This is a genomic window from Microbacterium sp. GW821-FHT01D02, assembly GCF_059422585.1.
Map to the genome: position 1 here is coordinate 1,647,631 of NZ_JBWKXB010000001.1, position 25,877 is coordinate 1,673,507.

Sequence of the window (25,877 nt, forward strand, 5' to 3'; positions counted from 1 at the left end):
GCGTTCCGCGGTTAGTTTCCGGTTAGGCGCCGTCATACCCACAGCAAACCACCGCATCCGTAGAACTGACTGCACGTCGCGGATGAGCTGCGACCGCGAGAAAGGGAAAGTCATGTTCGACTCGAAAGCACGTCGTTCGCTGGCGGTGATGCCCGCTGTCGTGGCGCTCTTCGCGCTCGCCGCGTGCGCCGCACCCTCCGGAGACGACAAGGCGAAGGACGGCGCGAACGACGCGGCCGCCGCGCGGTTCGTGACCTGCCTCACCGGTGAGGGTCAGACCGCGAAGATCGTCGAGGGCGGCCAGGTGGGGCTGCTGATGCCGGATGTCGCCGGGGGCGAGGGAGCCCTCGGCACGCTGAGCGACAGCACCGCGACGATGGGCGCGGGCGACGGCGAGGAGATGGCGATGTCGATGATCTTCTCGGACGACGACGGCACCTGGCTGGCGTCGACCGCGGCGTCGGGCTACCCGGAGGAGGGCGGTCAGCGCGCGGCCTGGGAGAAGTGCGAGGAGAAGGTCCCCGAGTTCACGCAGCCGGAGCCCGACATCTCGGCGTCGGGGTCGCAGACGCAGATGATCTCGCCGGAGGAGATCATCGAATCGGGGCTCGCGTTCGCCGCCTGCGCGCGGGACAACGGCTTCACGGACTTCGCCGACCCCGACGCGGACGGCATGCTCACGCTGCCCGTCGGCATGACGGAGGATGAGGCCCGCACGCTGCTCGAGGCCTGCGCCGACTCGGCGGGGGAGATGCCGCCCATGTTCACGCAGGAGAGCATCGAATCCGCCGACTTCGACTGGTTCGCGCTGATGGGCGAGTACTTCGAGGGCGCGTTCTCGGTCGCCACGGTGCTCCCGTCCGGGGGCGAGGAATGACCCGCCGTCTGACCAAGGTGCTGGCGCCGGTCGGGGTGCTGCTCGTGGCGGCGGCGGTGACGCTGGCGGTGCTGCAGCCGTGGAGCTCGGTGGCCCAGACGCCGGACGAGAAGGAGAAGCCGGTGACCGCCGAGGCCGAGCTCACCACGCTCACGTCCGACCTGCGGCTCAACGGCAGTCTCAGCTACGGGGCGTCCATCGCCCTGCCCGGCCGCGCCGGGACCATCACGCGTCTGCCGAAGGCCGGCGAGGTGATCGGTGTCGGGCAGGCCATCTACGAGGTCGACGGGAAGCCCGTGATCGCCATGCGCGGCGACCGGCCGTTCTGGCGGGACCTGGGGTACGGCGTGGAGGACGGGCCCGACGTCCGACAGCTGGAGCAGGCGCTGGCCGACCTCGGTTTCGGCACGGACATGACGGTGGACGACGAGTTCACGCGGGTCACCGAGGCCAACGTGAAGGCGTGGCAGAAGTCCCTCGGCGTGACGAAGGACGGCGTGGTGAAGCTGGGCGACGTCGTCGCGATCACGGCGGCGTCGGTTCGCGTCGAGTCGGTCACGGCCAAGCTCGGCGACCCGGCGGGAACGAGCCCGCTCACCTACACGAGCACCACGCTCCGGGTGGTCGCCAAGCTGACGGATGCCCAGGCGCGCGAGATCCTGCCGGCGACGCCGGTGACGGTGATCCTGCCCGACGGCACCGAGGCGCCGGCCACCGTGACGGCCGTGGACCCGGGCGGTCAGCCGACCGGGAAGGAGGGGGAGACCACGCCGGCCACCGCGAACATCGAGTTCGACGACCCGGCCGTCGCGGAGGGCATCGGGCTGCGTGCGGTCAAGGTGGTGTTCGCGACCTCGGAGGTGAAGGACGCCCTCGTGGTGCCGGTCACCGCCCTCGTCGCGACGACCAACGGCGGCTACGCGGTCGACGTCCTGCGCAAGGGCGGCAAGGTCGAGCGCGTCGCCGTCGAGGTCGGTCTGATCGCCGACACCAAGGTGCAGGTCACGGGCGGTGACCTCGCCGCGGGCGACGCCGTGGTGGTGGCGCAATGACGCCGGACACCGTCGTCGAGCTCGTCGACGTCGTGAAGGAGTATCCCGGCAACCCGCCGCTGCGCGTGCTGCACGGCATGAGTCTGGCGATCGAGAGCGGCGAGCTGGTGGCCGTCGTGGGGGCATCAGGATCGGGGAAGAGCACGATGCTTTCGATCATGGGCACCCTCGACGACCCCACCAGCGGCACCGTGCTGATCGACGGCACGGATGCCGCGGCGCTGCCGGAGCGCGAGCGCGCGGTCCTGCGCGCTCGCCGCATCGGGTTCGTGTTCCAGCAGTTCTTCCTGCTGCCGGCGCTGAGCGCGGTCGACAACGTCGCGCTCGGACTCCTCTACTCCGGGGTGCCGGTCGCCGAGCGTGCGGTGCGTGCCGCGGCCGCCCTGGAACGTGTCGGCCTGGGCGCCCGCATGAAGCACCGGCCGGGGCAGCTCTCCGGCGGGGAGCAGCAGCGTGTGGCGATCGCGCGGGCGATCGTGGGGAGCCCGTCGGTGCTGTTCGCCGACGAGCCGACCGGAGCGCTCGACTCCACGACCGGCGAGCGCATCCTCGAGCTGCTCACCTCGATCGCCGATTCCGGGACCGCGGTCGTGATCATCACGCACGACGGGCACATCGCCGAGCGCACGCAGCGGCAGGTCAGCATCCATGACGGACGCATCGTGAGCGACACGGGTGCGCGCGAGCGGGACGAGGTCGCGGCATGAGGCGCAGGGGGGAGCGGATGCCGCGGCTCAGCGTCGGCGACAGCATCCGCACCGCGCTCATCGGGCCGCGCAGCCGCAAGATGCGCACGGCCCTGTCGGCGCTCGGAGTGGCGGTCGGCATCGCGGCGCTCACGGCCATCACCGGCATCGCCGCGTCGAATCAGGCGGAGCTCCTGGCGAAGCTCGACGCGCTCGGGGCGAACATGATCGTGGTGCAGCCCGGATACGGGCCGGACAACAAACCGGTCGCGCTGCCCGCATCGGCAGCCGGGATGATCGAGCGGGTCGACGGCGTCGAGGAGGTCGGGGTGCTCGAGAAGGTGCCGGACGGCACCGGGGTGTACCGCAACGACCTCATGCCGAAGAGTCAGGGCAACGGGCTGACCGCGTATGCCGCGAGCCCCGACTTCCTGTCGTCGGTCGAGGGGTCGGTGGCGAAGGGCGCCTGGTTCGACGAGACCGACCGTTCGCTGCCGGTGACCGTGCTCGGAGCGGCGGCCGCTGCGCGGATGGGCATCACGGAACCGGGGGTGCGGGTGTGGATCGGGGAGCAGTGGTACACCGTGATCGGGATCCTCGACTCGGCCGGTCTCGCCGAGTCGATCGACGCGAGCGCCTTCCTCGGCGACCACTGGGCGGCTGAGCACGTGTCGGCGAAGGGGGACGACACGATCGCCTCGATCTACGTGCGGATGGCCGATGGCGACACCGGGGAGAAGATCCGCGACGCGATCGCCCGTGCGGCGAATCCGTCGTCCCCGTACGTGCAGGTGACCGGGCTCGGCGACCTCGCCGGCGCACGGGACACCGCGGATGACTCGCTGTCCGGCCTCGCGGTCGGTCTCGCCGCGATCGCTCTGCTGGTCGGAGGGATCGGCATCGCCAACACCATGGTGGTGGCGGTGCTGGAGCGGCGCGGCGAGATCGGACTCCGGCGGGCGCTCGGCGCGCGTTCGGGGCAGATCGCGGGTCAGTTCGTGGCGGAGGCGATCGTGCTCGGCGGCCTGGGGGGCATCGCCGGGGTGATCTGCGGGGCGCTCGGCGTCGTCGCTTATGCCTCGATCCAGGGGCAGGCGGTGACGATCCCCCTGGTGGTGCTCGTCGGCGGCCCCGTCGTGGCGCTGGTGGTCGGAGTGATCGCGGGTCTGTACCCCGCGGTGAGCGCGGCACGGCTGTCGCCCACCGCGGCCCTGCGGACGGTCTGACCGGGCTCCGGACCCGTCCGCGCTCACGGGCGTAGCCTGTGGCCGTGGACGGGTTCGCGGCGGTCGACTTCGGATTCGCGCGCGAGGTCCTGCAGAGGGGCATCGCGGCGCTGTACCTCGTCGCGTTCGTGTCGAGCCTCAACCAGTTCCGTCCGCTCCTCGGAGAGCACGGGCTGCTCCCCGCACCGGAGCTCCTCGAGTGGGTCGGCGCGAATCGGGCGCGGCGACGGATGCTGCATCCGACGCTGTTCACCCGCATCCGCTACACCGACCGCCGCCTCATGCTGCTGTGCGTCGCCGGGATCATGGTGGCAGCCGTCCTCGTCGTCGGCATCCCGCAGTGGGGGCCGCCGTGGGTGTCGATGCTGTGCTTCCTGGCGCTGTGGCTCGGCTACATGTCGATCGTCAGCATCGGGCAGACCTTCTACTCGTTCGGGTGGGAGATGCTGCTGCTGGAGGGCGGGTTCCTCGCGGCGTTCCTCGGCTCGAACGACCAGCCGCCGCCCACGGTCGTGATCGTGCTGTTCTGGTGGCTGCTCTTCCGGCTGGAGTTCGGTGCCGGGATGATCAAGATCCGCGGCGGACGCGAGTGGCGCGACCTGACCGCCCTGATGTACCACCACGAGACGCAGCCGATGCCGGGACCACTCAGTCGGCAGGCGCACCTGCTGCCGGGCTGGTTCCATCGGGCCGAGGTCGTGGCCAATCACGTCGCGCAGCTGGTGGTGCCGTTCTTCCTCTTCGCGCCGCTGCTGTCGCTGTGGGTGCCCGGGCCGGTGCCGCAGATCGTCGGCGCCGTCGCGGCATCCGTCGTGATCCTCACGCAGGCGTGGCTCGTCCTGACGGGCAACTTCGCCTGGCTGAACGCGGCGACCATGATCGTCGCCTTCTCCGCGATCGGACTGCCCTCGGGCGACGAGCGTGAGGGTGCGTTCCCGCTGTACTGGGTCGTGATCACGTCGGCTGTCGGGCTGCTCTACGTCGTGGTGAGCGTGCCGGCCCTGCGCAACCTCTTCGCCCGACGGCAGCTCATGAACGCGAGCTTCAACCGCTGGCAACTCGGCAATGCGTACGGCGCCTTCGGCACGGTCACGAAGGAGCGGATCGAGATCGTCGTCGAGGGTTCGGTCGACGAGGAGGGGAGGGAGTGGCGCGAGTACGAGTTCCGGGGCAAGCCCGGTGAGGTGCGCCGGCTGCCGCGACAGTTCGCGCCGTATCACCTGCGCCTCGACTGGCTGATGTGGTTCCTGCCGCTCGGGCGCTCGCTGGATGACTGGTTCACCGCGTTCCTGGTGCGGTTGCTGGAGGCGGACGCTCCGACGCTCGCGCTGCTGAGGGTCGATCCGTTCGACGGCGAGCGGCCCCGGTGGGTGCGTGCCGTGTCCTACCGATACCGGTTCGCCACCCGTGCCGAGAAGCGCGTCGATGGGGCGATCTGGGTGCGCACGGGTCGCCGTGAGGTGCTCGGGCCGTTCGGGCTGCGGTGAGGTGGCCGTACGGCGCGACGTTTAAGAGTCGCTTTCACCGAGCCGGTCGATGCTGATCTCGACCTCTCGTAAGTCGTCGCGCATCCGCGCGACCGAGTCGGGGGAGAATCGCCGCACCTGCATCGTGAGGATGACCTCGGCCTGAAAGTCCGTCAGTCCGCAAGCATCGGCCAGTGCCCGCACGGTGTCGCCGTCGGCTGGCGGCGGGGCCGAACAGATCTCGATCACTCGCGCGGCATTCTCCGTCGCGAAGAGCATGGCGCTGATCATCTGCTGGCGGCCGACGAGGTTCCTGAGCTCTTCCATGACACGACCACTCTAGGGAGCTGGGGGGATCTGGAGAAGCGCCTCGCGCCGAGCGCGGCGAAACGCCCCGGCCGGGTCGAGTGACCCGGTCGGAGCGTCCCGTCTCGCTGGGCGAAGATCAGCTGACCTTCTTCCGGTAGGAGATGATCGCGAAGACGTAGGCGACCACGAGGATGCCGACGCACCAGGCGAGGGCGACCCAGATGTCGTTGCCGACGGGCTTCTCGGCGAACAGCGCCTGGATGGTGTTCACGATCGAGGTGACGGGCTGGTTGTCGGCGAACCACTGCACCGGCGCCGGCATCGTGTCGGTCGGCACGAACGCCGAGCTGATGAACGGCAGGAAGATCAGCGGGTACGAGAACGCGCTCGCGCCGTCGACGGTCTTGGCGTTCAGGCCCGCGATGATCGCCAGCCAGGTGAGTGCCAGGGTGAACAGCATCAGGATGCCGATCACGGCGAGCCAGGCCCAGAAGCTCGCTCCGGTGCGGAAGCCCATGAGGAATCCGACGCCGAAGATGATCGCCAGGGTGATGGCGTTCGCCGTCAGCGACGTGAGCACGTGCGCCCACAGGACACTCGATCGGGCGATCGGCATGGAGTGGAACCGCTCGAAGATGCCGCTCTGCATGTCGGTGAACAGCCGGAACGCCGTGTAGGCGATACCGGATGCGATCGCGATGAGCAGGATGCCGGGGAGCAGGTAGTTCACGTAGTTCTCGGTGCCGGTGCTCTGCTGGAGTGCACCGCCGAAGACGTACACGAACAGGAGCATCAGCGCGATCGGGGTGACTGCCGTGGTGATGATCGTGTCGGGGCTGCGGAAGATGTGCCGCATGGAGCGGCCGGTGAGTGTCGCCGTGTCGGCGGCGAAGTGCGTGGTCATGCTGCGTCCTCCTTCTTTTCCGAGGCCTTGGGGCCGATGAGGGTGAGGAAGATCTCCTCGAGGGTGGGCTGCTTCTCGACGTACTCGACCTTCGCGGCCGGGAGCAGCTTCTTCAGGTCGGCGAGGGTGCCGTTGGCGATGATGCGGCCCTCGTGCAGGATGGCGATGCGGTCGGCCAGCTGCTCCGCCTCATCGAGGTACTGCGTGGTGAGCAGCACGGTCGTGCCGGTGTGCGCCAGCTCCTTGACCACGTCCCACACCTCGATGCGGGCTTCGGGGTCGAGGCCCGTGGTCGGCTCGTCGAGATAGATGACCTCGGGGTGTCCGACCAGGCTCATGGCGATGTCGAGCCGACGACGCATGCCGCCGGAGTAGGTGCCGACCTTGCGTGCGCCGGCATCCGTCAGGCGGAAGGTCGCCAGCAGGTCGTCGGCGACCTTGCCGGCGTCGGGCAGGTGCCGCAGCTTCGCGACGAGCACGAGGTTCTCGCGTCCGGTGAGGATCTCGTCGACGGCGGCGAACTGCCCCGTGAGGCTGATGCGCTCACGGACGCCGACCGGGTCGGTGGCGACATCCACACCCTGCACGGTCGCCGTCCCGGCATCCGACTTCAGGAGGGTGGACAGGATCCGCACGATCGTCGTCTTGCCGGCGCCGTTCGAGCCGAGGAGGGCGAAGATGCTGCCCTTCTCGACCTCGAAGTCGACGCCGCGCAGCACGTGCAGATCCTTGTACGACTTCTCGATGCCCCGCACCGAGATGGCGGTGTTCGTCATGATTCGTTCTCCTTCTTCTTCGCGTCGTCGAATGCCTTGATGAGGCGTGCGCGCTCCTTGTCGATCCACTGCGTTCCGCCGTATGCGCGGGCGTACTCCTCGGCGTACTCGACGGGGTCGTCGCCGACGATCGAGCTCACCGGGGTTCCGTCGAGCGCAGCGCGCTCCCACAGGTCGGCGAGGTCGAGGAACATCGTGACGATGGTGTCGCCGTCGGTGATGCCGCCGTAGTACATGTAGTACCGGTACTGGGCGTTGGCGACCTCGCGGTAGGGCGAGGGGAGCGCGTCGATGCGGGCCTTCGCCTGCTTGTACTGCTTCTTCTGCTCGAGCGATCCGGTGAGCGCTTCGATCCACTTTGCGGCCATGATCAGTTCTCCTCGTTGTTCGTGTTCTTGCTGTCGGTGTTGTTCGTGTTCAGCTGTTCGATGTGCGTCCTGAGGAAGCTCCAGGTGTTCCAGAACTCCTCGAGCTCCTGCGTGCCCTGCGCGTTGAGGGTGTACACCTTGCGGGGCGGGCCCTTCTCGCTCGGCACCTTCTCGACGTCGACCAGGCTCTTCTGCTCGATGCGTACGAGCAGGGCATAGATCGTGCCCTCGGCGATGTCGGTGAATCCGTGGTCGCGGATCCGCGTGGTGATCTCGTACCCGTACGCCGGCTGCTCGGCGAGGAGGGCCAGAACGATGCCCTCCAGAGTGCCCTTGAGCATCTCGGTCATCTGCTTGCCCATCGGTCTCTCCTCTCCTTCTCGGTTGAGTACTCAGTGTTGCTGGGTACCGGTACAAAGTAACACTGAGTACTGGTACTTAGCAACACCGAATACCGAACGTTTTTTCAGAGATGTACCGAGACCCCGGGTCTACGCCGAGACCCCGCGCTGTGTGCGGCGGCAGCGCGGGGTCTCGGTGGAAAAGCGGGTCTCGGCGGAATGGCGGATCGGCGCGGGGTGCGCGAGCGCGAACGACCGCGACCGCGCGCTCAGGTGCGCAGGTACGCGAGCACGGCGAGTACGCGCCGATGGCCGCTGTCGCTGGAGGCGAGGCCGAGCTTGCCGAAGATGTTGCCGATGTGCTTGCTCACCGCGGTCTCGGTGACGAACAGCCGCCCGGCGATGGTGGCGTTGTCGAGTCCCTCCGCCATGAGGCCCAGCACCTCGCGCTCGCGGGGTGTGAGCGTCTGCACCGGGTCGTCGGCGCGGCGGCGGCTCATCAGCTGCGAGATGACCTCGGGATCCATCACCGTGCCGCCGGCGGCCACGCGGTGCAGCGCATCGACGAACGACGCGACCTTGCCGACACGCTCCTTGAGCAGGTAGCCGAGGCCGTCGGCGCCGGCCGCCAGGAGCTCGCCCGCGTATCGATCCTCGACGTACGCCGACAGCACGAGCACCGGGAACCCGGGGCGGCGGGCGCGGGCTTCGGCCGCGGCCTTCAACCCCTCGCTCGTGAAGGTGGGCGGCATCCGCACATCGACCACCGCCGCGTCCGCCTGATCGAGGAGGTCGAGGAAGGCCTCGGCGTTGTCGACGGCCGCCACGACCTCGAATCCCTCGCTGCGCAGCAGCAGCGCCAGACCCTCCCGCAACAGGGTGTCGTCTTCGGCGATCACGATCCGCATGGCAGCTCCGCTCTCAGGGTGGTGGGTCCGCCGGCGGGACTCGTGAGGTTCAGTGTCCCCTCGAAGGCTTCGATGCGACGACGGATTCCGGCGACCCCGCCACCGGGACGCTCGACCGCGCCGCCCACGCCGTCATCCTCGACCGTGATGAGCAGGAGTTCGCCCTCGCGCTCGACCCGCACTGCCGCCCGCGTCGCCTCGCTGTACTTGCTGACGTTCGTGAGCGCCTCGGCGACGACGAAGTAGCTGGCGGACTCGACGGCCGCCGGCACGCGCCCCACCTGGGTCGTCTCGATCGTGCACGGCACGACGCTGCGCCCGGCGAGGGATGCCAGCGCCCCCTCGAGTCCGAGCTCGTCGAGGATCGGCGGATAGATGTCGTGCACCGTGCGGCGGAGTCCCGCGAGTGCATCGGTCGCGGCATCCTGCGCTCGCCGGAGAGGCTCGAGCACGTCGCCTCCGGTCTCCTGAGCACGCTCCGCGATCCCGAGCATCATGACCACGTTGACCAGGCGATTCTGCGCGCCGTCGTGCAGGTCGCGTTCGATGCGGCGGAGCTCGGCCGCATGCGCGTCGAGCGCGGCGGCGCGACTGAGGGTCAGGGCGTCGACGCGGGCGGCGAGGCGGGACTTCTCCGGTGTCGCGAGCAGCTTCGCCGAGACGAACGACACCAGGCGTGCGACGGCGGGGATCAGGAAGACCGAGAGGGCGGCGTAGACCGCCGCGAGCAGCGGCATCGTGGCCGCGAGTTCCCAGGACGTGACGGGGTAGACCGAACCGACGGGGTCATCGGCGGGGGCGAACTGCCAGTAGTAGGTGATGGCGAGGGTGTTGACCGCCGCGACGGGCAGCGAGATCGTCAGCAGTGAGACGAACAGCACGGGGAGCCCCTGCACCGCGAGCCACAGGACGTCGCGGCCGGTGGTGCGCGAGAACGCGAAGCGCAGACGGTCCTCGATGGTCGACGAGGGCGGAAGCGCACGGCCGATCGGCGCCAGCTCCTCGCCGCGGTAGGCGCCGACCCGGCGGCGGCTGAGATCCGTCCACCGGTGCAGGCTCTGCACGGCCTCGGGCATCAGCAGCACACCGCCGGTGATGATCATGAAGGGGAGCAGGACGATTCCCAGGCAGAGGAACACCACGGACGCGATCGACACCACCGCCTCGACGGCCAGGTATCCCCATGCGCGCAGCCAGCGCCGCATCCGTCCGTCCTTCACTCCCACAGTCTGCCCGAGCGGCCCGGGCGGCGCGGTATAGCCAGCACCACCATCGATGCGGCAGAGAGCGGGATGGGATGCCGCGCCGGCCGTCCCTAGCGTCGAAGCATGACCTCCACACCACTTGCTCCCGCCGTCGATGCGGGGCCTTCCGAGGCGCTGCGCCTGCAGTCCGTCGTCAAGACCTACGGCGCAGGCAGCAACCGCGTCACCGCTCTGCGCGGTGTCAACCTCGCCATCGCGAAGGGCACGTTCACCGCGATCATGGGTCCGTCCGGCTCGGGTAAGAGCACGCTGCTGCACAGCGCCGCCGGACTCGACCGGCCGAGCAGTGGCTCCGTGCACCTGGGCGGCACGGAGATCTCGGGGCTCAAGGCCCGTCAGCTCACCGCGTTCCGCCGCGATCACGTGGGCTTCGTCTTCCAGGCGTACAACCTGCTGCCGGCCCTGAACGTCGAGGACAACATCACGCTGCCGCTGCGCCTCGGCGGCCGTCGGCTCGAGCCGCAGTGGCTCGACTTCCTGCTCCACGCGGTCGGCCTGAGCGAGTTCCGGCGGCGTCGTCCCTCCGAGCTCTCCGGCGGTCAGCAGCAGCGCGTGGCGATCGCCCGTGCGCTGATCACCCGTCCGCACGTGGTGTTCGGCGACGAGCCGACCGGCGCACTCGACTCCCGCGCCGGGAAGCAGGTCCTCGACCTGCTCGCCCACACGGCGAGAGAACTGAACCAGACGGTCGTGGTCGTGACGCACGATCCGGTTGTGGCGTCGCACGCCGACCGCGTGATCTTCCTCGCCGACGGGGCGTTCGCCGGATACCTCGACGGCGCCGACCCCGCGCAGATCAACGAGCGCATGAGCGCCCTCGGGGAGTGGTGATGGCCGGGCAGCTGGGTATCGGCCGGCTCGTCCGTGCAGATCTGCGCCACCACCGGGGGAGCTTCGTCGGCGTCGCGGTCGCGGTGTTCGTCGCGAGCGCGCTGGTGACCGGCCTCGGCGTCCTCGTCGAATCCGGCATGCGCGGCGGCCTGGCCCCCGAGCGCTATGCGGCGGTCGACGTCGTGGTCGGCGCGCCGCAGCAGGTGGATGCGCCGGAAGATCTGCCGGTGCCGCTCCGGGAGCGCGTGCCTCTGCCGGACGAGGCGCCGCGTGACGTCGCCGCCGTCCCGGGCGTCGACCGCGTCGTGATCGACGTGACGGTCCCGCTCGCCGTGCAGGGGACGGATGCCGGTGCGGGGGAGTCCGCCCCGGTCGAGGCCCACCCGTGGGCGGCCACCGCGCTGACGGGCTTCGAGCTGCGCGAGGGGCGGGAGCCCGCGGCAGCCGACGAGGTGGTCGTCGCCGTGGGTGCCGGTCACGCCGTGGGAGACACGGTCGTGCTCGCGCATGGCGGCATCCCGTCGGAGTACCGGGTGGTCGGAGAGGTCGCGGCGCCCGTCGCTCCCACCAGAGCGACGCCGGTGTTCCTGACCGAGCAGCGGATCCACGAGCTCGATCCGCACGACGGCGCCGCGCAGGCGATCGGCGTGTTCACCGCGGATCCGGAGCGGACGGCGACCGCGATCGAGGAGGCTTTCCCCGGGCTGATCGCCCGCACGGGCGACGGCCGCGGCGACATCGAGTTCCTCGACTCCGGGGCAGCACGGTCCACACTCGTCGCCATCGGCAGCGCCTTCGTCGGCACGTGCATCCTCGTCGCGATGTTCATCGTGGCGGGCACGCTGTCGCTTTCGGTGCAGTCGCGGCGTCGCGACTACGCACTGCTGCGGGCCGTCGGAGCGAGTCCTGCTCAGGTGCATTCGCTCGTCGCCCGCGAGGTGCTGACGGTCGCAGCGGCCGCCGTGCTGCTCGGCATCGTCCCCGGCTACCTCCTCTCAGGCATGCTGCAGTCCGCGTTCGTGGCCGGCGGTGTGATCCCGGGCGACTTCGCTCTGGCGGTGGGCCCGCTTCCCGCGGTGGACGCGGTGCTGCTCGTGCTCGCGTCGGCCTGGGGTGCGGCCCGTATCGCCGCCGCTCGCGTCGCGAAGCTCGATCCGGTCGAGGCGCTGCGCGAGTCGGCGACGGGTGCACCCGCGATCGGTCTGCCGCGCATCATCACCGGGCTCATCCTGGCGGGCGCGGGTGTCTCCGTCTCGACCGTGCCTCTCGTCGTTCGCGGCCAGCTGGCTGCGGGCGCAGCTGCGGGTGCGGCCATGCTGCTGATCATCGCGCTCGCCGTGCTCGGCCCGTGGCTGGTGGCGTTGAGCGTGGGCGCGGTCGGCGCGGTACTGCGTCGGCTGTCCTCCGCGGGGTTCCTCGCCTCGGCCAACGCCGCGGCGAACAGCCGACGCCTGGCGTCTGCGATCCTTCCCATCGCCCTCGGCATCGGGCTCGGGCTCGTGCAGATCGGGGCGCCGTCGATCATCGCCGCGGAGGCGGCGACGCAGGCGAGCGCCGGAGTCATCGCCGACCTTCGCGTGACGGCGCCGACCGGGCTCGCGTCCGAGGCCATCGACGTGATCCGCTCGACCCCGGGGGTGACGGAGGCGTCCGGCGTCGCGATGAGCACCGCGGTGCTCGACTCCCACGACCTCGAGGGGAAGCTGGAGAGGGCGGAGCACGTGCTGCAGGGTATCGATCCGGATGAGGTGGGGAACAGTCTCGACCTGCGGGTACGAGAGGGATCACTCACCGAGCTCGACGGTGTGACGACGGTGGCCGTGAGCACGGATGCGACGCAGTCGCTGGGCGTGGACCTCGGCGACACGGTCACCGGGCACCTCGGCGACGGCTCTCCGCTGCAGGCGACGGTGGTCGCGGTGTACGAACGCGGGCTCGGCTTCGGCGATCTCACCATGGCCGCCGATGCGGTCCGGGCGCACACCACGGCGGGCCTCGATGCGTTCGCGCTCGTGGCGGTCGCTGACGGTGCCGCGGACGATGTGCGCGCCGCTCTGAGCGAGCTCGGCCTCGTCGTCACCGACGGGTCGGGCCAGAAGGCCGCAGGGGCCGGAGCGCAGTCGCAGCAGGGGTGGGTGAATCTCATCGCCCTGCTCGTGATCCTCGGCTACATCGCGATCGCCGTCGTCAACACGCTCGTGATGGCGACGGGCGAGCGGTCTCGTGAGCTGGCGCTGCTGCAGCTGATCGGCTCCTCCCGCGGTCAGGTGCGCGCGATGATGCGGATCGAGGCCGTGCTCGTTGCGGTCGTCGCGATGGTGTTCGGCGTCGTGGTCGCGATCCCTCCGCTCATCGGAGTGAGCATGGGTATCTCGGGGCAGCCGGTGCCTGCCCTCCCCGTGGCCGGGTCGCTCGCCATCATCCTGTCGATGGGTGCGCTGGCCCTCGTCGCCCTCTGGATCGGGACGACGGCGACCATGCGCACCCGTCCGATCGACGAGATCGGCTCCCGCCAGTAGCGCCGCCCAGACCCCGGGTGCGCGCCGAGACCCCCTGTTTCCGAGGCCGGGAGCAGGGGGTCTCGACCCTAGCCAGGGTTTCAGCGGCCAGCATGCTCTGTGCCACGATCGCCATGGTCGTCTTCGCGGGCTTCTGTTACTCTCTTTACAGCGCTTTATTCATATCTAATAAAGCGCTGTAAACTACCTAAGCGAGTGGTGACATGGACAGCGTGCTGAACCCTTACACGCCGAATGCGGGAGCGTCGCCAGACATTGTCGTCGGACGTGATGAACAGACCAAGGCGTTCAAGACCCTCCTCCAGCGTCTCGCGCGAGGCAAGACCCATCAGTCCATGATCATCACGGGGCTGCGTGGCGTCGGGAAGACCGTCCTCCTGAACGAGTTCGGCGACATCGCCCGAGCCGAACGGTGGGAGGTGCTGGAGATCGAGGCGAGCAAGCACGACGACACTCGCTTTCGGCAGACGATGGCATCCCTCCTGAAGGCGGCACTTCTCAGGCTCTCGCCACGCGCGAAATGGACGGATCGAGCCCGTCGGGCTGCTGCCGTCGTCACCTCGTTTGCGCTCTCCGTAGATCAGCAGGGCGCGTGGTCCTTGTCCTGGGATATCGAGCCTGAAGAAGGCTTCGCTGATCACGGCGACCTGGGCATGGATCTGACCGACGTTCTCGTCGCGATTGGCGAGATCGCTCAGGAGCGTGAACGGGGAATCGCCATCCTGATCGACGAGGTCCAGTTCCTCAGCACGCGGCAGCTCGAGGCCCTCATTCAGGCCGTGCACAAGACCGTGCAGCGGAAACTGCCGATCACCTTCGTAGGAGCAGGGCTGCCGCAGATCGCAGAACTGGCAGGCGATGCCAAGTCCTACGCCGAACGTCTTTTCCAGTTTCCGAAGATCGACTCGCTCAACGAGCCTGACGCGCGTCAGGCGCTGATCGAACCGTCCCGGGCGGAAGGGGTGACCTTCGAGAGCGACGCCATCACTCTCGCGCTCGAGATCTCCCAGGGGTATCCGTACTTCATTCAAGAGCTCGGGTTCCAGGTGTGGGAGATCGCGGAAGGCTCTCCGATCACTCGAGTCGACATCGAGACCGCTCGGGAGGGCTACGAGGCCAAGCTCGACAGCTCGTTCTTCAGGGTCAGACTCGACCGCGCAACGCCGCTCCAGACGGCCTACATGCGTGCCATGGCTGAGCTTGGCCCTGCGGCTCAGAAGGCTTCAGATGTCGCCAAGGTCATGGGGCGGGAATCGACTCAGCTTGGCCCCACTCGAGCCGAACTCATCGACATGGGTCTTCTCTACACGCCAGAGCACGGCTACGCCGCATTCACCGTCCCCGACTTCGACAAGTTCATGATGCGCGCAGTACCTACTTTGGTCGTTCCTGAACTGCAGAAGCGAACTCGAAAGAAGAAGCAGGACTGAGATCCGCTCGCCCTATCGGGCGGCGTGACGGTGAATCAGTGGCAGTATGACCTGCCTCGACCTTTCGGCCGCCGATCGATCAGGCGCGCGCGAGGTCTACCTCCGGCGATCGTCCCGGCCCATGCCCCGTCGCCGCCACGGTCCGGTGATCCGCGCCCAGAAGCTCCGAGGCGCATCCTCGGCGTCGGACGGGGCGGGCAGCGCGACGGCGAACTGCACGAACTCCTCGGCGCCGTGATGCACCACCCGGTAGAGCGCGGTGCCGATCAGCACACCGAGCGCGATCGACATGACGGAGATGAGGGCGGTGGCGAAGTCGGCGAGGCCGTTGTCGGTGGCGACGGCCTCGGTGAGCCCGACCAGTCCGGCGGCACCGGGCACCAGCAGCCAGAACGCCGGAAGGAACGTCAGCTGCGACGGAGCGCCGTGACGGAGACCGGCGATCCAGAACACGACCGGAGTGACGGCGACGGCGCCGATGAACCCGCCGACGGTCGGGTCGATGAACTCGGTGCCCGCCCACTGGCCGACGTACGCGACGACCAGTGCGAGCAGCACCCAGCCGAAGGTCGAGGGCGGCGCGGAGAAATGCAAGTAGTTGCCGAGGGCGAAGATCAGGATGCCGATGGCGGGAACCCACCACGGCAGGAACGACGACGCGTCGAGCGGTTCGTAGGAATGCGACTCCACCCCCACGACTGCACCCGCGGCCAGGATGCCGAAGGCGAGCAGGGCGAGCTGCACGAAGCCGTAGACGAGTCGCGAGGCGCCGGAGATCATCTGCCCCGCGGCGAGCTCGACGGTCGCGGTCGTCAGCACACCGCCGGGGAGGAACGTCACCAGCGGCGCGATGAGCAGACGAATCGGGTCGCCGATCTCGATCACCTCGGCCAGGAGGAAGACCGCCGCCGCGCACACGAACGCCGCGGCGATGGGCAGGATCAGCTGCAGGGTGGGCGAGCGCACGAGCTTCAGCAGGCCGATCCCGAAGCCGAGGATGAACGCGACGATCACTCCCTGCCAGGTCGGGGCGAGCAGCAGCGCGAGACCGGTGGTGAGGATGGCGTGCCCGAGCGTGCGGGTGAACCAGCCGAGCCGCGGCTTCATCGCGCCGATCTCGTTCAGTCGTCGGATGCCGTCGATCGGCGGGACGGCCCCGGCTCGCGCCCGGCCGATCAGCTCGTACAGTGCGGCGATCTGGTCGAAGCGGAACGACGCGTTCGTCGCGGAGCGGATCGCGACCCGGGACTCGTCCGACTCCCCCGTCTCCACGATGATGATCGTCGGCAGCACCACGAAGTCGGTGTCGTCGCCGCCGTTCGCCCGCGCGACGTCGGTGATGGTGTCGCGGATGCGGTCGACCGACTCGGCGGACGCGTTCATCCCCTGCGCCAGCCCGAGCAGGAACTGGCGCAGGGCGGAGCGGTCGACGACCTCGGTCATGTCACGCGAACAGGAACGACAGCGTCACCCCGACGATGATGGCGACGCCGATGTACACGAGGTTCGGCAGCTGGAACGAGTGGTCGAAGACGAACTTGCCCATCTTCGTCGTCCCGGTCTGGTCGAACGCCACCGTGGCGACCTGGCTGCCGTTGGCCGGCAGCGTGTAGATGCCCATGGTCGCGGGCCAGAGTCCGACGAGGAGCGATGCCGGCAGTCCGATCGTGATGCCGATCGGCACGATGGCGTTCGTGGCACTCGACTGGCTCGTCGTGAGCATCGCGACCGCGAACAGCGCGAGCGCGAACAGGAGCGCGCCGAGGAACGCCGACGATCCGGAGACCACCGAGCCGAGCCCATCGACGATGAGCTTCTGGTTCGCCGCGACGAAGGTGTTGGCGAGCCACGCGATACCGAAGAGGGCGATGGCTCCGACGATGCCGGCGGGGAAGGTGGGCTGCTTGGGGACGTCGGCCGCCTTCACCTTGCAGAAGACGAAGATCAGGGCGGCGATGATGCCCATCGTCACCTCGATGATGACCGTGACGCTGAGCCGCACCGGGTCGCCCGCATCGTCGGTGCCGATCACCGGACGCAGGTTCTCGAACAGGCCGAAGAACACGATCACCGCGACGCCCGCGAGGAACAGTGCGGCGGACAGCACGGCGGTCGGCGCGAGCTTGTTCTCGTGGGCATCCACCGTCGGCGGCTTGATCTGGTGGTCGGCCAGGCGGCGCTGGAACTCCGGGTCTTCCTCGAGATCCTTGCCGTGGCGCATCATGACGAGCGCGGCGACGAAGAGACCGGCGATGGAGGCCGGCCACATGATGAGCAGCAGTCCGCCGAGGTCGACGCCCTGCGGAGCGAGCAGCACCACCATCGAGGCGGTGGCGGCGGAGACGGGCGAGCACAGGATGCCGACCTGCGAGGCGACGGCCGAGACCGAGAGCGCCCGCTCCGGACGGATCTTCTGCTGGTAGGAGACGTCGTAGATCACGGGCAGCAGCGGGTAGAAGATGTTGCCCGTGCCGGCGCCGACCGTGAAGAGGAACGACATGGCCGGAGCGAGGAACACCACGGATTTCGGCTTGCGGCGGATGACCTTCGCGGCGACCGACACCATCCAGTCGATGCCGCCCGCCGCCTGCATGGTCGACGCCGCGGTGATCACGGTGATGACGATGAAGACCGCGTCGACCGGAGCGTTGCCCGGTGCCTCGCCGAAGAAGAAGATGAGGATGGCGACGCCGACCAGTCCCCAGACGCCCAGGCCGATCCCGCTCGTGCGGGTGCCCATGTAGATGGCGCCGATGACGATGATCAGCTGCGCGATGAGGATCCACACGTTGTCGTTCATGACGACGGTCCCTTCACGATCGGGGCGTTCCCGGTGAGCACGGTCGTGGGCAGCTCGGTCTCGACGATCTTCCCGTCGATGGCCTCGACCCGTAGCGCGAGCGCGTTCTCGACCGGGCTGATCGCGGTGACGAACTCGGAGTTCTCGAAGTGCAGCGACTGCAGGTTGCCGACCGCGTAGCCGGTGGAGAGCTCGCCGCTCAGCAGGGACGCGTGGAAGAGCGGGCGGCGCTGGTCCTCGGCGTCGTAGTGCGGGCAGAAGCTGCCGTGCAGGAACCCGAGTCCCTCCGGCAGGACCTGGAGGGTCGGGCCGTAGCTGTCGGTGGTGCCGCCCTCGAACCAGCAGATGCCGCCGGCGCTGCCGCCCGTGAAGACGACGTTCGAGTCGGGGTCCTCCCACATCTCGCGCATGATCTCGTCGAGGCCCTGGCGCTTCCAGACGTCGAGCATGTTCGCCGTATTGCCGCCGCCGACGTGGATCACGTCGAAGCCCTTCACGTAGCCCGCGAGATCGTCCACCGCCCGATGGAAGAGCGGCAGGTGGTGCGGCGCGCAGCGGTCGGAATCGTAGGTGGAGTAGAAGCTCACGATGTACGCGGCGTCATCGCCGGTCGCTGTGCCGACGAAGAGCACCCGGGGGCGCTCCTTGCCCGTGAGTTCGAGGATGTAATCGTGCGTCGGATCGTTCCGCCGCTCCATCATGGCCTTGCCGGCCCCGGTTGCCACCACGTGAGACATGCCCCCACCTCTCGACGACTGCGAATGCGCTCAACCTACTGGTGCGCCGCAGGCGGCGTCCAGAGCGAGTTCGCCCCGCGCGGGTGAGGGACGCGGTGGCTGTCAGCCGTTCAGGCGCGCCGTCGCGACCAGGCCCTCGAGCAGTGCGGTGGTGCGTGCGCGCGGTCCTTCGGGACGGATGCCGAGGGCGCCCGCGAGCTCGAGCGCGAGGACGGCGTGACCGGTCGTGTTCGGGTGGAACGGGTCGTTCATCAGCCCCCACGGCACCCCGCCGGCACCGAGCTCGGCGAAGCGGGCGTACTGATCCACGAGGATCACGTCCTCGCTCGCCGCGACCTCGCGCACGGCGTCGGCGAACTCGCCGATCCGGGCGCGCTCCGGAGCGTTGCGCACATCGATCGCGGGCGGCGTCTGCAGCACCGGGACGGCGCCGATGGCCCGCACGCGGGCCACGAACTCCCGCAGCGACGCGGCGTAGTCGGACGCGGAGATGACCTCGCGCGGCCCGCCGTCCGAGGCGTCGTTCGTGCCGATCATGAGCGTCACGACATCGGGGTTCCAGTCCGCGACGCGGCGGTCCCAGTCGTCGAGGAGGTCGACGATGCGGTTGCCGCTGATGGCCGTGTTCAGCACGATGTCGCGCACGCGTTCCAGCTCGCCGCGGATCAGCTCGTGCAGGTGCTCCGGATAGCTGCGACCACCCTGGGTGTGCACGAGGCCGTGGGTGATGGAGTCGCCCGTGATGATCCAGTTCCGCGGCGCGGGGTCCGCGAGTGCGGCGGCGATGCGGCGGAGGTCGGAGACGGCGGATGCGGTGGCGGGGGATTCGGCGTTCGACACGGCTCCGAGCCTAGTGGCCGCGGTGCTTCTGCCGACGTATGCCGGAACGTCGATATGCGTGCAGAGATGGGCGCGGGCGATGGGGAAGACGGCGGGTACTGTCGGTTCCTCATTGCCCGCGGCGCGTACCGCACCGCAGGCACCTCACAACTCATCACGTCGGCCACGGGGTCCACCCGGGGGCTGATCGAGGTACCCAAAATGAAGCTCTCCACACCGCCCGAGGCCGTCGAACTGCCGAAGTCCTCGGTGATGATCGTGTTCGGCACCCGGCCCGAGATCGTCAAGCTCGCCCCGCTGGTGCGCTGCCTCGGCGACGCCGCGTACGTCGTCCACACCGGCCAGCACTACGACCGCGGGATGTCGGAGGTGTTCCTGCACTCGTGCGGGATCGAGCGGGTGCATCGACGGCTCCGTGTCGGCGGTCTGCCGCGGGCGGCGCAGATCGGACGTGGCGCGGAGCAGATCGCGGAGGCGATCGCGCAGGTCGAGCCGCAGTACGTCGTCGTCCAGGGGGACACGAACGCGACGATCGCCGCCGCGCTCGCCGCGAACGCCGCCGGTGTGCGGCTCGGACACGTCGAAGCAGGGCTTCGCGCCGACGACCGCCGCATGCCCGAGGAGCACAACCGGGTGATGGTCGACCACATCGCCGATGACCTGTACGCCGCGACCGAGGCCAACCGTGACAACCTCCTCGCCGAGGGCATCGACGACGACCGCATCCTCGTCACGGGCAACCCCGTCGTCGAGGCCGTCCAGATGCAGCGGGCCGCCGCCGGGCCCGACCGCGACGAGCTCGAGCGACTCGGTCTCCGGTCGGCGCACTACGTGCTCGCGACGCTGCACCGGCAGGAGAACGTCGACACCCCGGACAACCTCCTCACCACGCTGCACGCGTTCAACGAGATCGCCGCGTCGGGGTGGCCGGTGATCTTCCCCGTGCATCCGCGTACCCGGGCGATGCTGACCGCGCTCGACGCCGAGCACCTGCTGGACGGCCTGGTCTCCGAGGAGCCGTACACGTACGAGCGGTTCCTCGCCCTCGCGGCCAATGCCGCGCTGCTGGTCTCGGACTCCGGCGGCATCCAGGAGGAGGCCACGGTGCTCGGCCGCACGGTCCTCGTGGTCCGGGACTCGACCGAACGACCGGAGGCCTTGGGTTCCTTCACGCGCCTGGTCACGCCGCAGACGCTCGCGGGCGAGGCCGCCGCGGTGCTCTCCTCCGTGGAGAAGAACCTCGCCGGGCTGGTCGCCCTGCCCTCCCCGTTCGGCGATGGCCACGCGACGGAGCGCATCGCGGAGCACATCCGCTCCGCGATCACGGCCGAGGCCGCCTGATGTCCGTGTCGTCCGCCGCCCCTGCGCGCTGAGGCCGCCGTGCTCGCCATCGCCGGGACGTACTCGCTCCTCATCACCCTCGCGTTCATCGTCTACGTGATCCTGATCGTGGTCCCTTTCCTCCGCCGCACGCCCGACCCGGAAGGACCGGTCGATGCGTTCGAGTGGCACATGTTCGTGCCGTGCCGCGACGAGGAGGTCGTCATCGGGCGCACGATCCGCATGCTCCGCACCACGGTTCCGCAGGCCCATGTCTGGGTGATCGACGACGACAGCGACGACGGGACGGCGGCGATCGTGCAGGCGGCCGCCGACGCGGACGCCTTCGTGCATCTCGTGCAGCGGCGTCGGCCGGAAGCTCGGACCGGAAAGGGCGATGCGCTCAACGCCGCGTACTTCGCGATGAACGCCTTCCTCCCCGCCGGCATCGACCGGTCGCGCGTCGTCGTCTGCGTGGTCGACGCCGACGGCGAGGTGGCCGAGAACATCCTCCGGCAGGCCGCCTCCCCGAAAGCGTTCGGGGATCCCGAGGTCGGCGCGGCGCAGGTCACCGTCTACATGAAGAACCGTGATGACCGCCGGCCCGTGGCGGGTGCCGGGCGGGCGAGGAACGCCTTCGGCCGCTTCCTCATCCGGATGCAGGACATGGAGTTCCGGGGCCAGATCGCCGCGGTCCAGGCGCTTCGCGGGTGGACGCAGACGGTGGGTCTCGGAGGGAACGGCCAGTTCACGCGCCTCTCCGTCCTGGACGACATCGCCGCGCGGTCCGATCGGCCCTGGCACGGCTCCCTCCTGGAGGACTACGAGCTGGGGATCCACATCCTGCTCGCGGGGCACAAGAACCGTCATCTGCACGACACGTACGTCGCTCAGGAGGCCCTGCACGACTTCCGGAGGTTCGCGGTGCAGCGCACCCGGTGGGCGCAGGGGAACATGCAGTGCATCCGCTACATCCCCGAGATCGTCCGCTCCCGGAAGCTCTCGATCGTCGGCGTCCTCGAGGTCTGCTACTACCTGCTGCTTCCGGTCTTCCAGGTCCTCGCCTGCGTCGCAGCGGTGACCCTCCTCATCGGCGCGACCGTGGGACTCCTCACCGGGACGCTCGTCGTGCCGTTGAGCTCCCTCCTGCTCTTCGTGGTCCTGTATCTCGTGCTGGGGATCGGCCCGTTCGTCGTGTGGGGCCCGATCTACCGCCGTCACAGCGAGCCCGGGATCGGGTTCTGGCGTGCCGTCCTCTGGGGGATCGGGGTGTGGCTGTACGACTACTACGTGTACGTGGCGGGAGCTCGCGCGGTCTATCGGATCGTACGCGGACGCAACGGGTGGGCGAAGACCCGGCGCAATGATGAGGTCGACGTGGCCGGCCCGATCGCGAAGGACGCGTGAGGGGCGCGTGGGATACGGTGGGCGGGTGAGCCCTGAGTCGGATAGACGCTAGATCGCGGGTGTGAGCGCACGTCGTGCGCTCCCCGCATCCTCGTCGACCTCTCTCACCTGCCGCTCGGCGCGCTCCGGAGCGCGTGCGGCTCTGCGCGTCTGGATGCACCATGCCGTTCCTCGTCCCCGTCCTCGCTCTGGCGATCTTCGCCCAGGGCACCAGCGAGTTCATGCTCGCCGGCCTTCTCCTCCCTCTGTCCGCCGATCTCGACGTCGATCCGTCCACCGCCGGCCTCCTGACCTCCGCCTTCGCGGTCGGCATGGTCGTCGGCGCCCCGCTGATGGCCGTTTTCGCCAGCCGGTGGCGTCCGCGGTCGGCCCTCGTGCTGCTGCTCGCGGCCTTCATCACCGCGCATGTGGTCGGCGCCGTCGCGTCATCGTTCGCGCTGCTCCTCGTCACTCGGATCCTCGCCGCGCTGGCCAACGCCGGCTTCCTGGCGATCGCCCTCGCCACCGTGCGGAACGTCGTCACCCCGGCACAGACGACCCGCGCGGTCGCAGTCCTGCTCGCGGGGACGACGCTGGCGACGATCGTGGGGGTCCCCGCCGGTGCGATGCTCGCCACGGCCTTCGGCTGGCGCTCCACCTTCTGGGCCGTCGTCGTGCTGTGTCTTCCCGCCGTCGTGGCACTGCTCCTGGACCGAACGCTCGGCGCCGTTCCCCGTGCGCCGCAGGTCCATCTGCGTGGGGAGCTCGTGGAGCTGCGACGCCGCTCGGTATTGGTGGCCGTGGTGCTCGCCGTGCTCGTCAATGCGGCGACCTTCGGGGTCTTCACGTTCCTCGCCGTCATCGGGGCGGATGCCGGCATCGACGCATCCTGGATCCCGCTGCTGCTCGCCGTCTTCGGGGTCGGCGCCTTCCTGGGCGTGACGGCCACCGGGCGATGGGCCGCGCGCTTCGATCGCGCCTGGGTCGTGATCGGCTCCGTGGCGACCACCGCGGTCTGGGCGCTGTTCGGGCTCGCGGTCGGGTCGGTCCCGGCGGTCTTCGTCGGTGCGCTGATCGGCGGGATGCTGTCGTTCGCGGTCGGCTCCTCGCTGATCGCGCGCATCGTCGGCCAGGCGTCGGGGGCGCCGGTGCTCGGCGGCGCCTATGCCACGGCGGCACTGAACCTCGGGGCAGTCGGCGGCCCGGTGCTCGCCGGCATCGCGTACTCGGGCGCCGGCGCATCCGGCATCCTGTCCGTCGCGGCGATCCTCACCGCCCTCGCCGTGCCCCTTGCGTCCCTGCTGCCACGAGGATGACCGCCCCGGGCCGCGACGGATGCGAAAGACTGGGGGTATGACTTCGTCTGCACTCGACACGCTCCTGGCCCGCATCGTCGAAAGCGGTCTGCTCGAAGACCCCGTCGCCGAGAACGGCCTGGTGTACGGGCGCGCGAGCATCGACGCCGCCGGAACCGTCGTGAACGTGAACGTCGACCCCGAGCTCGAGGACGACGACGAGCACGGCGAGGATCTCGACCACGATGCCCTGATCGCGGCGCTCGCCCGCATCCTCTCGGTGAGCGAGTCTCGCTGGCGGGCCGTGATCGACGAGGTCGCGACCGACATCGACGATGCCGTCGAGGATGAGCCCGTGGTCGAGCAGATCGACCTGCGTGACGACCTCGAGGCCACCTCCGTCGTGGTGTTCGCCGATGCCGCGCTGCTCGCGTTCCTCGCGCCGAAGCAGTTCCCCGACTCGCGGATCCTCGTGCAGCTGGATGAGGAGCTGGAGGTCGAGGGCGTCGAGGTGCGGGATCTCGACGGCGTCGAGACCATCGAGTTCGACACCCTCGACGAGCTGCTCGACGAGATCAGCCGCGCCGACGAGAACTGATCGACGGCAGAAGCGGCGCGACGCCATGGTGACTCTCGCTCCCGATGCGGGCACGCGCATCGAGGACTACGCCCTTCTGAGCAACTGTCGCACGGCGGCGCTGGTCTCCACGGCGGGGAGCATCGACTGGCTGTGCCTGCCGCGGCTCGATTCGGCGTCGACGTTGGGGGCGGTGCTCGGCGACGAGTCGCACGGGCGATGGCTGCTGCGTCCGACGGATCAGGCGGCGGTGCGCACGCGGCGATACGACGGCGACACCTTCGTGCTCGTCACCCGCTGGGAGAGTCCGGATGCCGTCGCCGAGGTGCACGACTTCATGCCGATCGGACTCGACCCGGATGCGACGATCCGGCGGACCGATCTGATCCGCCGGGTCGTCGGCATCCGCGGGACGATGACCTTCGAGCAGCGTCTGAGCATCCGTTTCGACTACGCCCGGGTGATGCCCTGGGTGCGCCAGGTCGGGACGGACGCCGAACCGTGCCTGGTCGCGATGGGCGGACCGGACGCCGTCGCCCTGCGCGGTGCGGCGCTGAAGGCCGTCGATCATCAGCACCGGGGCGAGGTGACGGTTGAGGCGGGTGAGGTGCGAGACCTGCAGCTCACCTGGTTCCCCTCGCATCTCGAGGTTCCGCCGACGCTCGATGTCGAGAAGGAGATCGCCGAGACGAAGGCCTGGTGGCAGGAATGGGCGGAGCGGATCTCGCACGAGGGCCCGCATCGGGATGAGGTGGTCAGGTCGCTGCTGATCCTGCGGGCGCTCACCAACCACGAGACGGGCGGTATCGCTGCGGCGGCGACCATGGCGCTACCCGAGGAGATCGGGGGCGTGCGCAACTGGGACTACCGGTACGTCTGGCTGCGCGATGCGGCCCTCACCCTCGAGGCGTTGCTGGCCCACGGGTTCCTCGCGGTGGCGGGGCAGTGGCGCGAATGGCTGCTGCGGGCGGTCGCCGGGGACCCGGCCGACCTCCAGATCATGTACGGCCCCGCGGGAGAGCGGGACCTCCCGGAGCGCATCCTCCCCGGATTCCCGGGATACGAGGGTTCGGCACCGGTGCGGATCGGCAACGGCGCGGCGGAGCAGTACCAGGCGGATGTCGTCGGGGAGGTGCTGGTGACGCTGTCGGCAGCGCGGGCGGCGGGACTCGACGAGTCGGCCTTCTCGTGGCCGCTGGAGCGGGAGCTGGTGCGGTTCGCCTCCGAACAGATCGAGCGCCCGGATCAGGGGCTGTGGGAGATTCGCGGGGAACCGCAGCTCTTCACGCACTCACGGGTGATGATGTGGGCGGCGTTCGACCGAGCGGTGGTCGCGGTGGAGGAGTTCGGCCTCACCGGTCCCGTCGAACGGTGGCGCGGACTGCGCGACCGGATGCGCGAGGAGATCGACCGGCACGGCGTCGTCGACGGCCGCTTCGTGCAGCACTACGGAACGACGGAGGTCGACGCGTCGCTGCTGCTCCTTCCGCAGGTGGGGTACTGCCCGCCGGACGACCCGCGCATGCTGGCGACGGTCGAGCGCATCGAGCAGACGTTGATGGCGGACGGGCTGGTGCGCCGCTACCGCACCGGTACCGGTGTCGACGGCCTCTCCGGGTCTGAGGGTGCGTTCCTGGCGTGCTCGTTCTGGCTGGTCGAGCAGTACGCCGTGACCGGTCGGCTCGACGAGGCCCATGCGCTCATGGGGCGGCTGTGTGGGCTGGCGAACGACGTGGGCATGCTCTCCGAGGAGTACGACCCGGTGTCGGCGCGGCAGCTCGGCAACACCCCGCAGGCGTTCTCGCACCTCGCGCTGGTCCGCGCAGCCGATGCCCTGGCACGGACCGAGCACCGGTCGCGATGAGACCCCGCCGGTCGGGCGAGAGCCGCCGACCCGGATGGGCGCCCCTGGGCGACCGTCGCCGGAGAGCCATCGGCGGCGTCTTCCGGCATGCGCCCCATCG

Annotated in this window: 24 protein-coding genes; 13 read left to right on the forward strand and 11 right to left on the reverse strand. The window is 69.5% G+C overall.

Annotated features, from left to right (window positions below; genetic code table 11):
- The first annotated feature begins 112 nt into the window (after positions 1-112).
- From AC07VM_RS08165 to AC07VM_RS08185, 5 genes are read left to right on the forward strand one after another with little or no spacing between them, the layout of a single operon-like run.
- Complete coding sequence (locus tag AC07VM_RS08165; RefSeq protein ID WP_494910643.1) at positions 113-877, forward strand: hypothetical protein; 765 nt, start codon at positions 113-115, stop codon at positions 875-877.
- Positions 874-1,929, forward strand: coding sequence for a peptidoglycan-binding protein (locus AC07VM_RS08170; RefSeq protein ID WP_494910644.1), 1,056 nt, complete (start codon positions 874-876; stop codon positions 1,927-1,929). Before AC07VM_RS08165 ends, AC07VM_RS08170 begins: the two co-directional genes overlap by 4 nt.
- Positions 1,926-2,636, forward strand: a complete 711-nt coding sequence (locus AC07VM_RS08175) for an ABC transporter ATP-binding protein (protein ID WP_494910645.1) — start codon at positions 1,926-1,928, stop codon at positions 2,634-2,636. The genes AC07VM_RS08170 and AC07VM_RS08175 overlap by 4 nt, the downstream gene beginning before the upstream one ends.
- Positions 2,633-3,841, forward strand: a complete 1,209-nt coding sequence (locus tag AC07VM_RS08180) for an ABC transporter permease (RefSeq protein WP_494910646.1) — start codon at positions 2,633-2,635, stop codon at positions 3,839-3,841. Before AC07VM_RS08175 ends, AC07VM_RS08180 begins: the two co-directional genes overlap by 4 nt.
- Positions 3,842-3,885: 44 nt before the next feature.
- Positions 3,886-5,328: a lipase maturation factor family protein gene (locus tag AC07VM_RS08185; RefSeq protein ID WP_494910647.1), complete on the forward strand. Its 1,443-nt coding sequence runs from the start codon at positions 3,886-3,888 to the stop codon at positions 5,326-5,328.
- 21 nt (positions 5,329-5,349) lie between these two features.
- On the opposite strand, the gene AC07VM_RS08190 is transcribed toward AC07VM_RS08185, so the two are convergent.
- From AC07VM_RS08190 to AC07VM_RS08220, 7 genes are all read right to left on the reverse strand, one after another.
- The gene (locus tag AC07VM_RS08190) at positions 5,350-5,634 is read right to left on the reverse strand and encodes a hypothetical protein (RefSeq protein WP_494910648.1); all 285 of its coding nucleotides are present in this window, start codon (positions 5,632-5,634) and stop codon (positions 5,350-5,352) included.
- Between the two features lie 118 nt (positions 5,635-5,752).
- Positions 5,753-6,520 (reverse strand): ABC transporter permease, encoded by a 768-nt coding sequence (locus AC07VM_RS08195; RefSeq protein WP_267416761.1) that lies wholly within the window; start codon positions 6,518-6,520, stop codon positions 5,753-5,755.
- Entirely contained in the window at positions 6,517-7,296 is a 780-nt protein-coding gene (locus tag AC07VM_RS08200) for an ABC transporter ATP-binding protein (protein ID WP_267416762.1), read from the reverse strand. The genes AC07VM_RS08195 and AC07VM_RS08200 overlap by 4 nt, the downstream gene beginning before the upstream one ends.
- Complete coding sequence (locus AC07VM_RS08205) at positions 7,293-7,664, reverse strand: DUF1048 domain-containing protein (RefSeq protein WP_267416763.1); 372 nt, start codon at positions 7,662-7,664, stop codon at positions 7,293-7,295. The genes AC07VM_RS08200 and AC07VM_RS08205 overlap by 4 nt, the downstream gene beginning before the upstream one ends.
- Positions 7,665-7,666: 2 nt before the next feature.
- Positions 7,667-8,026 (reverse strand): PadR family transcriptional regulator, encoded by a 360-nt coding sequence (locus AC07VM_RS08210; RefSeq protein WP_267416764.1) that lies wholly within the window; start codon positions 8,024-8,026, stop codon positions 7,667-7,669.
- A 248-nt stretch (positions 8,027-8,274) separates the two neighbouring features.
- Complete coding sequence (locus AC07VM_RS08215) at positions 8,275-8,913, reverse strand: response regulator (protein WP_494910649.1); 639 nt, start codon at positions 8,911-8,913, stop codon at positions 8,275-8,277.
- On the reverse strand, positions 8,901-10,133 hold the full coding sequence (locus AC07VM_RS08220; RefSeq protein ID WP_494910650.1) for a sensor histidine kinase: 1,233 nt from the start codon (positions 10,131-10,133) through the stop codon (positions 8,901-8,903). The genes AC07VM_RS08215 and AC07VM_RS08220 overlap by 13 nt, the downstream gene beginning before the upstream one ends.
- Before the next feature lie 108 nt (positions 10,134-10,241).
- On the opposite strand from AC07VM_RS08220, the gene AC07VM_RS08225 reads away from it, so the two are divergent.
- From AC07VM_RS08225 to AC07VM_RS08235, 3 genes are all read left to right on the forward strand, one after another.
- A complete protein-coding gene (locus tag AC07VM_RS08225) occupies positions 10,242-11,009 on the forward strand; it encodes an ABC transporter ATP-binding protein (protein ID WP_494910651.1) in 768 nt (255 codons plus the stop codon).
- On the forward strand, positions 11,009-13,528 hold the full coding sequence (locus tag AC07VM_RS08230; RefSeq protein ID WP_494910652.1) for an ABC transporter permease: 2,520 nt from the start codon (positions 11,009-11,011) through the stop codon (positions 13,526-13,528). Before AC07VM_RS08225 ends, AC07VM_RS08230 begins: the two co-directional genes overlap by 1 nt.
- Positions 13,529-13,731: 203 nt before the next feature.
- A complete protein-coding gene (locus AC07VM_RS08235; protein WP_494910653.1) occupies positions 13,732-14,958 on the forward strand; it encodes an ATP-binding protein in 1,227 nt (408 codons plus the stop codon).
- 96 nt (positions 14,959-15,054) lie between these two features.
- On the opposite strand, the gene AC07VM_RS08240 is transcribed toward AC07VM_RS08235, so the two are convergent.
- From AC07VM_RS08240 to AC07VM_RS08255, 4 genes are all read right to left on the reverse strand, one after another.
- Positions 15,055-16,401 carry a threonine/serine exporter family protein gene (locus AC07VM_RS08240; protein WP_494910654.1) on the reverse strand — a complete coding sequence of 449 codons (1,347 nt, stop codon included), beginning with the start codon at positions 16,399-16,401 and terminating at the stop codon, positions 15,055-15,057.
- Position 16,402: 1 nt separating this feature from the next.
- Positions 16,403-17,758 carry an anaerobic C4-dicarboxylate transporter family protein gene (locus AC07VM_RS08245; protein ID WP_267416772.1) on the reverse strand — a complete coding sequence of 452 codons (1,356 nt, stop codon included), beginning with the start codon at positions 17,756-17,758 and terminating at the stop codon, positions 16,403-16,405.
- Entirely contained in the window at positions 17,755-18,495 is a 741-nt protein-coding gene (locus AC07VM_RS08250) for a Type 1 glutamine amidotransferase-like domain-containing protein (protein WP_267416773.1), read from the reverse strand. The genes AC07VM_RS08245 and AC07VM_RS08250 overlap by 4 nt, the downstream gene beginning before the upstream one ends.
- Positions 18,496-18,597: 102 nt before the next feature.
- Complete coding sequence (locus tag AC07VM_RS08255) at positions 18,598-19,335, reverse strand: SGNH/GDSL hydrolase family protein (protein ID WP_494910655.1); 738 nt, start codon at positions 19,333-19,335, stop codon at positions 18,598-18,600.
- A 201-nt stretch (positions 19,336-19,536) separates the two neighbouring features.
- On the opposite strand from AC07VM_RS08255, the gene wecB reads away from it, so the two are divergent.
- The 5 genes from wecB (at position 19,537) to AC07VM_RS08280 (ending at position 25,777) form a co-directional block, all read left to right on the forward strand.
- Positions 19,537-20,676: a non-hydrolyzing UDP-N-acetylglucosamine 2-epimerase gene (gene wecB / locus AC07VM_RS08260; protein ID WP_494910656.1), complete on the forward strand. Its 1,140-nt coding sequence runs from the start codon at positions 19,537-19,539 to the stop codon at positions 20,674-20,676.
- Between the two features lie 39 nt (positions 20,677-20,715).
- Positions 20,716-22,062: an XrtP-associated glycosyltransferase gene (locus AC07VM_RS08265; protein ID WP_494910657.1), complete on the forward strand. Its 1,347-nt coding sequence runs from the start codon at positions 20,716-20,718 to the stop codon at positions 22,060-22,062.
- 161 nt (positions 22,063-22,223) lie between these two features.
- On the forward strand, positions 22,224-23,357 hold the full coding sequence (locus AC07VM_RS08270) for an MFS transporter (RefSeq protein WP_494910658.1): 1,134 nt from the start codon (positions 22,224-22,226) through the stop codon (positions 23,355-23,357).
- Between the two features lie 37 nt (positions 23,358-23,394).
- Positions 23,395-23,934 carry a cytochrome C5 gene (locus AC07VM_RS08275; protein ID WP_267416778.1) on the forward strand — a complete coding sequence of 180 codons (540 nt, stop codon included), beginning with the start codon at positions 23,395-23,397 and terminating at the stop codon, positions 23,932-23,934.
- Between the two features lie 25 nt (positions 23,935-23,959).
- Entirely contained in the window at positions 23,960-25,777 is a 1,818-nt protein-coding gene (locus AC07VM_RS08280) for a glycoside hydrolase family 15 protein (RefSeq protein WP_494910659.1), read from the forward strand.
- Positions 25,778-25,877 lie beyond the last annotated feature (100 nt).

What these genes read in the sequence shown, in the direction of transcription:
- AC07VM_RS08165 (WP_494910643.1), top strand. Translation starts at nt 113, where the DNA reads ATGTTCGACTCGAAAGCACGTCGTTCGCTGGCGGTGATGCCCGCTGTC.
- AC07VM_RS08170 (WP_494910644.1), top strand. Translation starts at nt 874, where the DNA reads ATGACCCGCCGTCTGACCAAGGTGCTGGCGCCGGTCGGGGTGCTGCTC.
- AC07VM_RS08175 (WP_494910645.1), top strand. Translation starts at nt 1,926, where the DNA reads ATGACGCCGGACACCGTCGTCGAGCTCGTCGACGTCGTGAAGGAGTAT.
- AC07VM_RS08180 (WP_494910646.1), top strand. Translation starts at nt 2,633, where the DNA reads ATGAGGCGCAGGGGGGAGCGGATGCCGCGGCTCAGCGTCGGCGACAGC.
- AC07VM_RS08190 (WP_494910648.1), bottom strand. Translation starts at nt 5,634, where the DNA reads ATGGAAGAGCTCAGGAACCTCGTCGGCCGCCAGCAGATGATCAGCGCC.
- AC07VM_RS08195 (WP_267416761.1), bottom strand. Translation starts at nt 6,520, where the DNA reads ATGACCACGCACTTCGCCGCCGACACGGCGACACTCACCGGCCGCTCC.
- AC07VM_RS08200 (WP_267416762.1), bottom strand. Translation starts at nt 7,296, where the DNA reads ATGACGAACACCGCCATCTCGGTGCGGGGCATCGAGAAGTCGTACAAG.
- AC07VM_RS08205 (WP_267416763.1), bottom strand. Translation starts at nt 7,664, where the DNA reads ATGGCCGCAAAGTGGATCGAAGCGCTCACCGGATCGCTCGAGCAGAAG.
- AC07VM_RS08210 (WP_267416764.1), bottom strand. Translation starts at nt 8,026, where the DNA reads ATGGGCAAGCAGATGACCGAGATGCTCAAGGGCACTCTGGAGGGCATC.
- AC07VM_RS08215 (WP_494910649.1), bottom strand. Translation starts at nt 8,913, where the DNA reads ATGCGGATCGTGATCGCCGAAGACGACACCCTGTTGCGGGAGGGTCTG.
- AC07VM_RS08225 (WP_494910651.1), top strand. Translation starts at nt 10,242, where the DNA reads ATGACCTCCACACCACTTGCTCCCGCCGTCGATGCGGGGCCTTCCGAG.
- AC07VM_RS08230 (WP_494910652.1), top strand. Translation starts at nt 11,009, where the DNA reads ATGGCCGGGCAGCTGGGTATCGGCCGGCTCGTCCGTGCAGATCTGCGC.
- AC07VM_RS08235 (WP_494910653.1), top strand. Translation starts at nt 13,732, where the DNA reads ATGGACAGCGTGCTGAACCCTTACACGCCGAATGCGGGAGCGTCGCCA.
- AC07VM_RS08240 (WP_494910654.1), bottom strand. Translation starts at nt 16,401, where the DNA reads ATGACCGAGGTCGTCGACCGCTCCGCCCTGCGCCAGTTCCTGCTCGGG.
- AC07VM_RS08245 (WP_267416772.1), bottom strand. Translation starts at nt 17,758, where the DNA reads ATGAACGACAACGTGTGGATCCTCATCGCGCAGCTGATCATCGTCATC.
- AC07VM_RS08250 (WP_267416773.1), bottom strand. Translation starts at nt 18,495, where the DNA reads ATGTCTCACGTGGTGGCAACCGGGGCCGGCAAGGCCATGATGGAGCGG.
- wecB (WP_494910656.1), top strand. Translation starts at nt 19,537, where the DNA reads ATGAAGCTCTCCACACCGCCCGAGGCCGTCGAACTGCCGAAGTCCTCG.
- AC07VM_RS08270 (WP_494910658.1), top strand. Translation starts at nt 22,224, where the DNA reads ATGCCGTTCCTCGTCCCCGTCCTCGCTCTGGCGATCTTCGCCCAGGGC.
- AC07VM_RS08275 (WP_267416778.1), top strand. Translation starts at nt 23,395, where the DNA reads ATGACTTCGTCTGCACTCGACACGCTCCTGGCCCGCATCGTCGAAAGC.
- AC07VM_RS08280 (WP_494910659.1), top strand. Translation starts at nt 23,960, where the DNA reads ATGGTGACTCTCGCTCCCGATGCGGGCACGCGCATCGAGGACTACGCC.